We start from the raw sequence: 12,380 nt of genomic DNA, 5'->3' as shown, positions 1-12,380 counted from the left end.
TCAGGCCCGGGTCAGGGCGAGGGAGGCTGTGCCAGCAGATCGACGAAGGCGCGCACCCGGGCAGGGCGATAGCGCGCCGGCGGAAACACGGCATGGATATCGCCACGCGGCAGGTGCCAGTCGGGCAGAACCTCGATCAGCCGGCCGGCAGCGATGTCGGGATCGGCGACAAAATCCGGCAGCACTGCCAGACCCGCGCCGGCCAGAGTGGCCTCACGGACGGCCAGCGTCGTGTCGAGCATGATCGGTGCCGTCATGGTCACGCTCTGGCGGGTCAGTGCGTCGTGGTGAAAATGCCAGCGGGTCGGATCGCGCAGGGCGGTATTGGCCACGATCGGCAATGCTGACAGTGCCTCCGGCGCTGCCAGACCCTGCGTGCGCGACTGCCACTGTAGACCGGCCACAAGGCGCTGCTCGAAGTGGCCGATCAGGCGTGCCGGCAGGTGCTGCTCGGTCAGCCAGCCCACGCGGATGGCCAGATCCAGCCGGCCATCACCCAGATCCAGCGTCTGATCGCTGAAGTGCGCCTCCACCTGACACTGCGGATAGCGCTCGGCAAAGGTCGTAATGGCCGGTACGACCACGCCGGTGCCGTAATCAAACGGTGCGGTCAGACGCAGAGTGCCGGAAGGCTCCCGAGCGGTTTCGGCCAGCTCGCCGAAGGCGTCCTCGGCCTCCTTGAGGATCAGCGCGCAGCGGTAATAAAACGCCTGGCCCGCCTCGGTGGTTCGCACCCGCCGCGTGCTGCGAATCAACAGCGTGGTGCGATGGTCGCGCTCAAGGCGGGCGATCTGCTGGCTGACCACCGCACGGGTAATGCCCAGACGGTCCGCCGCGCCGGTAAACGAGCCGGTTTCCACCACGGCCACGAAATAGGTCAGGCGATTGAGATTGGCTTGGCCGTTGGACACGTCACCGCTCCATTGTCAGTTTATGGCATACAGTCGGTTTGTATTGTATGTATTTATCTGATTCAAAGGCGAGGGGATGATGGCGCCATTCCAACGGGAGGCCATTATGCCGACGACACTGACCTATCTTTTCGACCCGCTGTGTGGCTGGTGCTACGGCGCCAGCGGCGTCCTGCCAATGCTTTTGAACGCTACCGAGCTGACGCTGACCCTGCAGCCGACCGGGCTTTTCTCGGAAACCGGGGCGCGTGCCATGGATGACGCGCTGGCCGACCACGCCTGGCAAAACGATCAGCGCATCGCGCGCCTGACCGGGCAGGTCTTCAGCGAGCGCTATCGCCAGCAGGTGCTCAAGGATCGCACGCAGGCCTTTGACAGCGGCCCGGTAACCGTGGCGCTGACCGCCGTGCACCTGACCACACCCGAGCGTGAGTTCGAAGTGCTCAAGGCCATTCAGCATGCGCGCTATGTGAAGGGCGATGACATTACCCGCATGGAGACGCTGGCCCACCTGCTGGAAACCCTGGGACTTGATGAGGCCGCCGCCATGCTGGCCTCACCGCAGGAGTTTCTGCTCAGGGCCAACCGGGAGCGCACTCGCCACGGCCAGGCACTGATGAATCAGGTCGGTGCCCGGGGCGTGCCGACGCTGCTGTTGGCGCAGGAAGGCCGGGGTATACGTCTGCTTGATACCAGTGCGCTGTTCTCGAGTCCCGACGCGCTGGCGCGCGAGCTGGCCGCAGTGGCCTGATCTCATCACCTGTCACCCTTGAACCCGGCATCATTACAGGGCAACCCTCATGACCTTTCCAGAACTGGCACTTTCCCTTTCCGCTGTGGCGCTGGCGGGCGCACTGAGCGCCTGTCACTCTGACAGTGCCGGCAACGTCGATGCCTCCAGCGCCGATTCGCAGGCGGCGCTGATCACCCGGGTCTTCAATCCGGGCGAGGAGGCCATCTTTGCCGTTTCATCAGTACTGGTAGAAGGCGAGCACGAGGCTGTGCTCATCGATGCGCAGTTCTCCGCCGAGCAGGCGCGCCAGCTGGCCGAGCAGATCAAAAACAGCGGCCGCAAGCTGACCACGATCTACATCAGCCACGGCGATCCGGACTATTACTTTGGGCTGGACACGCTGCATGAGGCCTTCCCGAACGCGAAGATTGTGGCCACGCCGCAGACCATCGCCCATATCCGCGACACGAAGGATGACAAGCTCAGGGTCTGGGGGCCGCAGCTGGGTGACAATGCGCCGAAAGAGATCATCATGCCGCAGCCGCTCGAGGGCGACACGATCATGCTCGAAGGTCGAGAGCTCGAGATCGAAGGGCTCGATGGCCCGACGCCGGATCGCAGCTATGTCTGGATTCCCTCGATCAGGACCGTCGCCGGTGGTATTCCGGTACTGTGGGGCGAGCACGTCTGGATGGCCGATACCCGGACCGCGCAGTCACACGCCGACTGGCTGACCACGCTGGACAACATCCGCGCGCTGTCACCACAGACCGTCATTCCGGGTCACTTTGCCGGTCACTATCCCGAAGGCCTGCAGGCGGTGGACTTTACTGACGACTATATCCGCGCCTTCGATGAGGTGACCGACAGGGCCGCCGACGCCGATGATCTGATCGAGGCGATGAAGGCCCGCTACCCGGACCTGGCCGGGGAGGGGGCACTGGACTTGAGCGCGAAGGTCGCCAAAGGCGAGATGGAATGGCACTGAGGGACTCATGCCTCCAGGTGCTTGGAAACCGAAGCCCCTGGAAACCGAAGCACTGACGCCACTGCACTGATGGAGATCAGGGGCGGCCCCGCTGGGCCGCCTTTGTTGTTGACGGCTGGCCTGCAAACACGTCATGACGCCTGAGTGGGCAGGGTCACCACAACCCGCAGGCCGCCACTCTCCCGATTGGCCAGCGTCAGCCGGCCCTGATGCGCCATCACGATACTGCGCGCAATGCTCAGTCCCAGCCCGTAGCCGAGCGCGCCGGCATCCGCGGGCGTATCGCCACGGCGCCAGGGTTGCATGATGTCGGAGAGAGCAGTCTCGTCGACGCCGGGACCATCGTCCTGGATGGCCATCTCGATCCGGTCATCGAAGGTCTGCAGACTCAAACGCGCGTTGCCGGCATGTCGCAGCGCATTATCAATCAGGTTGTGCAGCACCCGGCGCAGGCCCGGCGCGTGACCGGTGATGACGGCCGTTGACACGCCCTCACGGCGAACGTCGCTGCCGGTATCGACAAATTCGCTGACCACCTCATCCATCAGCCCGGCCAGATCGAAAGGCGCGTGGCCCCGGGCCACGGCACTGTGGCTGGCGGAATCCAGCAGCGAGGCGATCAGGGTCTCCATCTGATCGATATTGGCAATCAGCCGGTCTCTCGACGTGGCCTCCGTGATGCCCTCCGCTCGCAGGCGCATGCGGGTCAGCGGCGTTCTCAGATCATGAGAGACCGCCGACAGCAGCTGGGTACGTTCATCCATGAGATCGATCAGCTGTTGCTGCATGAGATTGAACGTCTCGGCGGCCTGGCGCATCTCCCGGGGGCCTTCGATCGGCAGGGGCGGCTGGCGGATATCCCGCCCCAGCGCCGCTGCCGCCCGCACCAGGCGCCTCAGTGGGCGAGTGCTCAACCGGGCCACGAGCAGGGCCACGACAATCAGCGCCAGCGCACGCAGCAGATAAACGCGCATGGCGTAGTCGCCCAGCACCTGCCAGGCAGGCCGACCATTCCAGCCCTGTGCCTGAACGGCCCGGATATGCAGCCACTGCCCGGTGGGGAGGCGCAACTGATAATTGAACCGCCCGACCACCCGGGAGAGGCCGAACAGGCTGGACCAGGTATTGGCATGGCCGTCGTCGTCTTCAAGTGTCACATCGATCAGCGACAGCTGCAGGGCATCGCCCATTTCACGCTGCAGGGCATCCTGCAGCAGGCGTTCCACATTTTGATGGGCGGTATCCATCCTCGCCGCCATGGGCAGTGGTGAGGTGCGCAGCTCGACGTGAAAGGTATCGGAGTTCAACGCCTCGATCGGTCGGTCGCGCTCGAGATGTCGCATGGCATCAAGCGTGCGAAAGATTACCAGCCGCGCTGGTTCTTCCAGCACCTGTCCAAAGCGCACGTCATACCAGATGCTGCTGAACATCAACTGTATTGAAAGCCCACCGATCACCAGGATCAGGCTCAACTGAGCAAACAGTGAGTCGGGCCACAATCGGCGAACTGCTCGACGTGCGCGCATTATTCGGCAGTGTCGGGCAGCTCAAGCAGATACCCCTCATTGCGAATGGTGCGAATAAAGCGGGGGCGGCGGGGGTCATCCTCGAGCACCTGGCGCAGCCGGCTGATGCAGACATCAATGGCGCGGTCGTCAGGATAGTATTCCCGCCCGAAAGCGCTGTGACTGAGATGGTTGCGACTGACGATCCGGTTGGGTTGCTCGCTCAGCGCCTGGAGTACCATGAAATCGGAGCGGGGCAGATCAATGACGCGTCCATCGCCGGCGCGCAGCCGACGGGTCTGAAGGTCCAGACGCCAGTCGGCGATCTGCCGCTCATGGATTGCGGTCTCATTGGTCGATGCCGTCGTGGCGGGTCGGCAATCCGCTGATTGGCGGCGCAGCACGGCGCGAATGCGGGCCAGCAGCTCGCGCGGATCAAAGGGCTTGCACAGATAGTCATCCGCGCCGATTTCCAGGCCGATGATACGTTCGGCGCAGGCGCCCCGAGCGCTGATCATGATCACCGGCAGATCGCCCCGGTGGCGCAGGGCGCGACACAGGGTCAGGCCATCGTCGCCCGGCAGCATCAGATCGAGAATCACCAGATCCACACTGTCATCGAGTTGATTCCACATCTGGCGACCGTTGGCGGCGGAGCGGGTGCGATATCCCATACCGGTGAGATAGTCGCAGACCAGCTCACGAATCTCGTCATCGTCATCCACCACCAGCACCAGCGGGCATTCGTCGTGTTGTTCGGCGCCCACGGCCAGGTCTGTCACGTCACCAATACAGTCCATTACATATGCCCCACAGAGCCAAAGGTTCCCAGCCAGAGGCGCCAATATAATTGCGGCCCCCGGAATGGTAAATGCTAATCATTATTATTTTATTAAAGGGTCATTCATGAATTATTGCGCCTCGCAGACTTTCGTCCGTCCGATCGGATGGCCGGTGACGTCTCTCACCGCCGCCGTCGCTCTGGCCAGTGGCCTGATCAGTACGGCCGCATTTGCCCAGCCTGCTGATGACGTTGATGGTGCGCCTTCGGCTGTCGAGCTGGCCCCCATGACGATCGAGGCCTCGGGCTATCAAAGCGGCTTTGCCAACAGCTATACGGTCCCTGATACCCGCAGCGCCACCGGGCTTGATCTATCCCCACGTGAGACACCGCAGTCGGTAACCACCATTACCCGCCAGCAGATGGATGACCGTCGGGTGGTTGATCTGGAAGACGCGCTGGCGCTGACGCCCGGCATCAGCACCAGCAAATCCGATGTCGGCGTGCGTACCGACTATCGTGCCCGTGGCTACAGCATCAACAACTGGCGGGTGGATGGCCTGCAGTTTCCCGGCGATTCGGGCTTTGGCGGCAGCGGCAATGCCCTGAGCATGGATCTTTATGAACGCGTCAATATCGTACGTGGGGCCAACGGCCTGCTGGGCGGCACCGGCGATCCGTCAGCGACCGTGGATCTGGTACGCAAGCGCCCGCAAAAGGAGTTCGGCGGCAGCGCCTATGCCTCCTATGGCCGCTGGGACAAGGCCCGCATCGGCGCCGATCTCAATCTGCCGCTCAACGAGGATGGCAGCATCCGTTCGCGCTTTGTGGTGACCCAGCAGGAAGGCGATTCGTTTCGCGATAACGAATCCAATCGCAATCGGGCAGCGCTTGCCAGCTTCGAGTTCGATGCCAGCGAGGACACCACGCTGGGGCTGGGCTATCAGTACGAATACCGCAGGACTCGCGGGGCCGGCTGGGGCGCCAACGTACCGATCTGGTTTGCCGACGGCGAAGTGACCGACCTGCCGCGCAGTACCAATGTGGCCCCGCACTGGAGCGTCGCACAGTCCAGAATCAATACCGAATTTGCGTCGCTGTCGCACTCGTTCAACGACGACTGGCAGCTCAATGTCGAAATCGCCCAGAGCGATATCGGCGCCCTGAATCACCTGGCAGTGGCCAAGGTCAACCGTAGTCCGGCGCGCGACTATATCGGCTATTGGGATCAGGATGGCAGTGGCGCCATCCTCAACGGGATACAACAGGACAGAGAGACCCGCCAGCGCGCCGTTCGGTTCGATTTAAGCGGCAAGTATGATCTGCTGGGGCGTGAGCATGATGTGATGTTCGGCTATAGCGAAAGCCGCACGCGTGATCGCAGCCTTGAATCGGACTGTGTGATGACCAGCAACACGACCACCGTCGAGTCGCCGGGCTGCATGTTCCGCACCAATGGTCTGGCGATTACCGACTGGCGTGACGGGGTCGATGGCGACGTCAACATGAACGCCACCAGAACCGGTCGCTCGCAGGTCACCAAAACGCGTCTGCGCGGTGTGTACGCGGCGACGCGCTTGAACGTCACCGAACCGCTGTCGGTCATCCTGGGCGCACGTGCCAGCTACTACAAGACCGAAAGCCGCGATTATGAGGGCGAGCGCACCAGCAGCCAGCAGGAAAACGGCGTCTTCACGCCCTATGCCGGACTGGTGTATGACCTCTCGAACAATTACTCGCTGTATGCCAGCTATACCAATATCTTTACCCCGCAGACCCGCGAAACCAGCAGCGGTGATCGGGTCAAGCCGCTGGAAGGAGACAGCTACGAAGCGGGCGTGAAGGGTGAGTGGTTTGACGGTCGTCTGAACGCGTCCGCCGCCTACTTCCGCACCCGGCAGGAAAACGCCGCCGTGCTGGATGGTGGCAATCTCACCCCGAGCGGTGGCCAGGCCTACAAGGCTGGCACCGGCAATGAAACGGAAGGGGTCGACCTGGAAGTGGCCGGTGCCATTACGCCGAACTGGAACGTCTACGGCGGCTATACCTATCTGCATTTTCGTCGGGTAGATGCCGACGGTCGCAGCGACCCGTCACATCTGTTCAAGCTGTCAACGACGTATCAGCCTGCTGGATGGCTTGATCGCTGGACCTTCGGGGGCGGTGTCTATGCCCAGAGCCATATCGATGCTCTTTCCAGTCCGGCCGGCCGTCCCACCAACGGTGTCAGCACCGAGTCCACGGCGGTCAAGTGGCCGGGATATGCCATCTGGAATGCCATGGCAAGCTATGACATCACCGATGCCACCAGCGTGACACTCAATCTCGATAACCTGTTCGACAAGCACTACTACGAGCGCTATGGCTTCTATGCCGGCTCCATCTATGGTCAGCCGCGCAGTGCCACGGTAACGCTGAGCACCACGTTCTAACGCTTGAGTACCTTCGAGCAGCCCCCGATACCCTGCCGGCCCGGATCAGCCCCGGAGCAGCAGGGTGTCGCAGATTCTGGCGTTACGCCGGTCGCGGCGTTTCGTTACCGCTGATCGAATCACACTGGGCGGTGGCCACATCAGGCACGACCTGCGAGAGATCCTCATGGTGTTCGTGCTCGATGGCGCCCTGCACCAGAGCGGCGGTCACGATCAGCTCGGCACCGACCACCGACTGCGGCGGATTGGACGTGAAGGGCGCCACTGGCATGGGCGCCGGACGCTGGCTGCGCCGCCATAGCAGAAAGACCGCCAATACCGCGCCCAGTGCGCCCATCGCCATGAACAGCCCGCCATTACCCAGCCGCGACATGACCGGGGTGATCAACGGCGGGCTGAAAGTGGCCCCCAGCTCGTTGATCAGCAAAAGCCCTTGACTCATGCGCACCAGCGCGCCTGCCGGCGCCCGGTCAGAGGCGTGACTGATCGAAACCGGGTAGAGCACGAACACGCTGCCGCCGATCAAAAAGAGCACGCCAGCCATCAGCAGGGGACCATCACCGATCAATAACAGCCCGAAACACAGCACGGACAGCGCCACGCTGGTCAGAATCAGCACCATCTGTCGGTCGTGACGATCCGACCAGCGCCCGATGGGATACTGCAACAGCATGCCGCCGAGAATCACGATGGCCATCATGCGGCCGACCTCGGAAAGCTCGAGGCCGCTGCGCTGCAAGTACAGCGGCACCAGGCTATAGACGGCCGATATCAACAGTCCGGCCACGAAACAGCCGACCACACCGGTCGGTGTCACCGTGATCAGCCGCCAGGGGGAGAGCGGCTCGGCGTGTTCGATCAGGGGCGAGACGCGCGGAATCAGTCCCAGCGGCAGAATGGACAGGGCCGCCAGTATGGCAATGACCATGAAGGCGGCCGAATCGTCGCCGATATCGGCCACGCCCAGAAGCAGCTGCCCGATCACACCGGCCCCATACAGCGCGATCATGTAAAGCGCCAGCAGACGACCACGGACCTTCGGGTCCGCGGCACTCAAAAGCCAGCTCTCGATCACCAGATAGACGCCGAGCGTGGCCCAGCCGCATAAAAAGCGCATGACGAACCAGAATTCGGCGTTCACCCACAGGCCCTGAGCCAGCACGGTCACCGCCACGAGCGCACCGAAACAGGCATAGGCGCGGATATGACCGATGCGCAGCAGGATCCGGTCACTAAAGAGCGCGCCGATGACCAGACCGGCATGAAAGGCGGCCGATATCCAGCCGATGGTGGTGGCGGATTCGCCGGCGGCGTCCAGACGCACCGTCACCAGTGACATCAGAAAACCGTTGCCGATTCCAAAGATAAAAAGTCCGAGCAGTGGCGCAAGGGCCATCGAGAACAGTTGGCGTGACATGAGGCGTGTGGGTCCTGATCAGCGTCGGCAGGAGGGAGGCGCCGACGGGTCTTTCGAAAGCAGGGCCTTCGACCGGGCGGCCGAAAGCGAGCGCACTATACGCCTGAACTTCCCGGAAAAGAAGTGAAATAACGCTTTGAATAAGCAGCCCGCGCGCTAGTCGCTGGCGACGGCGTTGGCAGCGGTCCCGGAAGCCGTGCGCCGACGTTCCAGCGCTCTGGCCCTCAGGGCGACCAGTGCGGCCAGAAGCCCGGCGGCGGCCCCGACCAGCATCGCCCAGCGCGGGCCGGCGTGGTCGGCGATTGCCCCCACAATGGGCGCACCGATCGGCGTGCCGCCCATGGTGACCGCAATGCGCAGCGCCATCACGCGACCGCGCATGGCAGGCGTGGTCGTGAGCTGCATGGTGGCGTTGGAGGCAGTCATGAAGGTCAGCGCCGAAAGCCCCGTCAGCACCAGGGCGATGGCAAAGAGCCAGACGCTGGGGGCCAGCGCGGCCAGCAGGCAGAACACGCCAAACGACAGCGACGACACCAGCAAAAGCGCCATGCGGGGCTGCTCGCGTCGGGCGGCCAGCAGCGCGCCGGTCACCGAGCCGATGGCCAGACAGGTGGTCAAAAGTCCGTACTGGTGCGCATCGCCGTGAAAGACGCTCACCGACATGGTTGAAATAAAAACCGAAAAGTTGAACCCGAAGGTGCCGATCAAAAAGAGCATGATCAACAGCGCACTCAGATCCGGGCGGTGGCGCACGTAGCGAAAGCCTTCGGTCAGACTGCCGCGGCGCTGCGTGGCCCGCTCGATGATGTGCAGCTCATTGACGCGCAAAAGACACAGGGCACCCAGTACGGCGGCAAAGGAGACCGCGTTGATGATAAAGAGCCAGCCGGTGCCGGCAGCGGCAATCAGAATGCCGGCCACGGCCGGGCCCACCATGCGTGCGGCGTTGAACGAGGTGGAGTTGAGCGCCACGGCGTTGGCCAGAAACTTCTCGCCGACCAGATCATTGACAAACACCTGACGCGCCGGGGCATCAAAGGCCGTCACGCAGCCCAGGGCGAACGCAAAGAGATAGACCTGCCACAGCGTGACCGCCCCGGTCAGGGTCAAAAGGCCAAGTCCCAGTGCCAGCAGGCCCTGCAGCGCCTGGGAAAGCATGATCAGACGGCGGCGATCGAAATAGTCCACGGCAAAGCCGGACAGCGGCAGCAGCAGGAGCTGCGGGCCGAACTGCAGCGCCATGGTAATGCCCATGGCGCTGGCATCATGGGCTGTCAGAACCGTCAGCACCAGCCAGTCCTGGGCGATACGCTGCATCCAGGTGCCGATGTTGGACACCATGGCCCCGCCAAACCAGAGCCGATAGTTGTAGACACTCAGCGAGCGGAAAAGCCGGCGGTCACGCATGAGGTGTCATGCGTGCATCGGGACATGCCATTGAAAAGCGATCCATCATGAAAGGACGTCAGCATCCGTGCAAAAACGAAGGGGTGCCAGCGCGCTCTGACGGTGTCATGTGAGCGCTGGCAGGACCATCAGTGTAGCGGGTTTTCAAGCGTCGGCATGATCGGACACCGGGAGGATGCCCCGACAGGCACTGCTATCTGACCGGAAAATCGGGGGCTTCCCTGACCACGATGTCGACATCTTCCGGCAGCATCAGGCGTGTCTCGACCAGCTGTTCGCCAGCCTGCCGCACTGCCTCGCGATAGGCCTTCTCGTCGGCGTAGCGGGCGCTGATCGGCGCCCGACTGTCATTGGCGGCAGAGGAGGTCGGAAAGGGCAGATAGCTGCCCTCAAGACTGCACAGATCGCCCTCGGCGAAGCCCTTTGCGCGCAGGTTCCAGCCCCGGTAGGTGCCCAGCGACGCCACTACATAGGGAAGACGCACGCCGCCTTCGGGGATGCCGTCGGCATCGACGCGGGGCACGCGCACCGGGTAGGCCGCGCCCATCGTGGGCGGCTGGGTGTCGTGATGCATGACATGCAGCGTGTTGACGACCGGTGACGGTATGGTGTCGTTGATGCGCGGCAGGGCCAGCGCGTCCGGTGCCACCAGCGTATCGGGTTCAAGACCCGGATAGCGGCTGGGCGGGGGCGCGGTACCATCATTGATCCAGGCCTGCATGTCGCGTGCCAGCGCGCGCATGACGGGCGCCGGGCTCAGCGGATTGGTCGGGTACTGGCACATGGCCTTGTGCGCCGACGCCGCGCCCCAGGCATTGAGATGGGGTAGCCCTGCGAGGAAATACAGCCGGACGTTGCCGGGCATCTTCAGCGGTGACCCGTCAGGGGTGGAAGAGACCAGTGAGGCCCGGCCCTGCCAGAACTCGGTGGACGTATCGCTGTGCATCAGGCGAGGGCAGGTGTTCGAGGCCGTGCAGGCCGCCAGAATGCTGTCAGTCCGGCCGGTCAACGGGTCCGTGTATGAGGTATAGGTAAAGGGAAACTGATCGCCCGGATAGTCGTGGTCTTCGTGCTGGCGCGAGAAGCGTCCGGGCTGAGCGAACAGGGCGTTGGTGAATGTCTTGCGCGAGCCTGCAATATGCACCATGGCGCCATCGAATACGCGCTGGCCCTGCTCATCGGCGTTGAACCCTTGATAGATGAGATCGCGCAGAAAGCGCCCCGACTGCGAGATGCCAAGCCCGAGGGTGTGATCGATGTTGTGGATAGGGGGTGTCACATCGTGCCCCGGGCGGCCGCGCAGAAATGACACCAGATCACTGGTGGCCACAAGGGCCAGCCCGGAAGGCAACGCATTTCTGGCCGGATGAATGAACTCGTAAATGGCACCAGCATCGAAGCCGTCAGGGCGTGTGATCTCGATGGTCCTGTCATCGATATAGCGAAATGACAGCCCTTTCGGCGTTTGACGGGGGGCCAGTGGGCTGGCGCGCACCGTGAGGGTGGCGGCGTCGTGATCGGTGCTGGCGGCGGGATAGCTCAGCGTCTCGCGCTGCACACGATCGGTATTGTCGAAGATGAACTGCTCGCGCGAGGGGCCGGTGACGCCTTCAAGCACCGGCAGGGTCATGGTCAAAAGGTTATCGGCCAGTCCGGTCTGCCAGCCGCCCCAGACCAGAGTATCCCCTCGCTGCATCAGAAAACCATCACCGGCATCGTCGACGCTGAATCGATCGCTGATGCCCGATCGGTTCAGCAGTGCAAAGCTCAGATTGCGTCCCCGGTTCGGCACATCGTAAAACAGCGTTCCCGACTGCTTGCCGGTGGGCTGTAAAATGACCACCTCGGCGCTGAGCTCAACCTCGCCTTTATGGTTGAGAGGAGCCCTGTCGATCCCCGCGATGTGAGCGACGCGCTCGGCGTCAGGGTCGACGGAAAAATGCGCCACGCCCTCGATTTTCTGATATCTGCCGGCCTGGCCGAAGCGACGGCCCTCATACATGGGCGCTGTTGACGTCACCTCAAAGCCGGTGACTCTGGCCTCGGCCGGTGAGATCAACAGCATGAGCGATATGGCGGCCGCGCTCATGGGCAGGCAGGACAGGCGTTTCATTAAAAATGCTCTGGTCGATAAACGGTGATGATCGCCAGCGGGTCGGTGCCTGCCGGCGCAACGATCTCCGAGAATTGGTCATTGCCAGAAAAA

General features: G+C 63.0%; 9 protein-coding genes. 3 read left to right on the top strand and 6 right to left on the bottom strand.

Annotation, left to right across the window (positions count from 1 at the left end; translation table 11 throughout):
* Positions 1-11: 11 nt before the first annotated feature.
* Positions 12-911 (bottom strand): LysR family transcriptional regulator, encoded by a 900-nt coding sequence (locus BM079_RS10265; protein ID WP_090133669.1) that lies wholly within the window; start codon positions 909-911, stop codon positions 12-14.
* A gap of 106 nt (positions 912-1,017) precedes the next feature.
* Here BM079_RS10265 and BM079_RS10260 point away from each other — a divergent pair, with 106 nt between their 5' ends.
* Positions 1,018-1,662, top strand: coding sequence for a DsbA family protein (locus tag BM079_RS10260; protein WP_090133667.1), 645 nt, complete (start codon positions 1,018-1,020; stop codon positions 1,660-1,662).
* Between the two features lie 49 nt (positions 1,663-1,711).
* Positions 1,712-2,632 carry an MBL fold metallo-hydrolase gene (locus BM079_RS10255; protein ID WP_090133665.1) on the top strand — a complete coding sequence of 307 codons (921 nt, stop codon included), beginning with the start codon at positions 1,712-1,714 and terminating at the stop codon, positions 2,630-2,632.
* A 131-nt stretch (positions 2,633-2,763) separates the two neighbouring features.
* Here BM079_RS10255 and BM079_RS10250 read toward each other — a convergent pair whose 3' ends face one another.
* Both BM079_RS10250 and BM079_RS10245 read right to left on the bottom strand, forming a co-directional pair.
* A complete protein-coding gene (locus BM079_RS10250; RefSeq protein ID WP_175489667.1) occupies positions 2,764-4,131 on the bottom strand; it encodes an ATP-binding protein in 1,368 nt (455 codons plus the stop codon).
* Positions 4,132-4,157: 26 nt separating this feature from the next.
* On the bottom strand, positions 4,158-4,919 hold the full coding sequence (locus BM079_RS10245) for a response regulator (RefSeq protein WP_245742971.1): 762 nt from the start codon (positions 4,917-4,919) through the stop codon (positions 4,158-4,160).
* A 172-nt stretch (positions 4,920-5,091) separates the two neighbouring features.
* Between BM079_RS10245 and BM079_RS10240 the strand changes: the two genes are divergently transcribed.
* Positions 5,092-7,350 (top strand): TonB-dependent siderophore receptor, encoded by a 2,259-nt coding sequence (locus BM079_RS10240; RefSeq protein WP_245742969.1) that lies wholly within the window; start codon positions 5,092-5,094, stop codon positions 7,348-7,350.
* A gap of 82 nt (positions 7,351-7,432) precedes the next feature.
* Here the strand turns inward: BM079_RS10240 and BM079_RS10235 are convergent, their stop codons facing one another.
* From BM079_RS10235 to BM079_RS10225, 3 genes are all read right to left on the bottom strand, one after another.
* Complete coding sequence (locus BM079_RS10235) at positions 7,433-8,767, bottom strand: MFS transporter (RefSeq protein WP_090133657.1); 1,335 nt, start codon at positions 8,765-8,767, stop codon at positions 7,433-7,435.
* A 156-nt stretch (positions 8,768-8,923) separates the two neighbouring features.
* Positions 8,924-10,174 (bottom strand): MFS transporter, encoded by a 1,251-nt coding sequence (locus BM079_RS10230; RefSeq protein ID WP_090133655.1) that lies wholly within the window; start codon positions 10,172-10,174, stop codon positions 8,924-8,926.
* Positions 10,175-10,367: 193 nt separating this feature from the next.
* On the bottom strand, positions 10,368-12,287 hold the full coding sequence (locus BM079_RS10225; RefSeq protein WP_090133654.1) for an alpha/beta hydrolase domain-containing protein: 1,920 nt from the start codon (positions 12,285-12,287) through the stop codon (positions 10,368-10,370).
* Between the last annotated feature and the right edge of the window lie 93 nt (positions 12,288-12,380).

The sequence above is a fragment of the Kushneria avicenniae genome (assembly GCF_900112585.1).
Taxonomy (GTDB): domain Bacteria; phylum Pseudomonadota; class Gammaproteobacteria; order Pseudomonadales; family Halomonadaceae; genus Kushneria; species Kushneria avicenniae.
The sequence above is the reverse complement of the archived record's forward strand: the minus strand, read 5'-3'. Positions and strand labels throughout refer to the sequence as shown.

Coding starts and splice junctions, on each gene's coding strand:
- BM079_RS10260 (WP_090133667.1), top strand. CDS start 1,018: ATGCCGACGACACTGACCTATCTTTTCGACCCGCTGTGTGGCTGGTGC.
- BM079_RS10225 (WP_090133654.1), bottom strand. CDS start 12,287: ATGAAACGCCTGTCCTGCCTGCCCATGAGCGCGGCCGCCATATCGCTC.
- BM079_RS10235 (WP_090133657.1), bottom strand. CDS start 8,767: ATGTCACGCCAACTGTTCTCGATGGCCCTTGCGCCACTGCTCGGACTT.
- BM079_RS10230 (WP_090133655.1), bottom strand. CDS start 10,174: ATGCGTGACCGCCGGCTTTTCCGCTCGCTGAGTGTCTACAACTATCGG.
- BM079_RS10255 (WP_090133665.1), top strand. CDS start 1,712: ATGACCTTTCCAGAACTGGCACTTTCCCTTTCCGCTGTGGCGCTGGCG.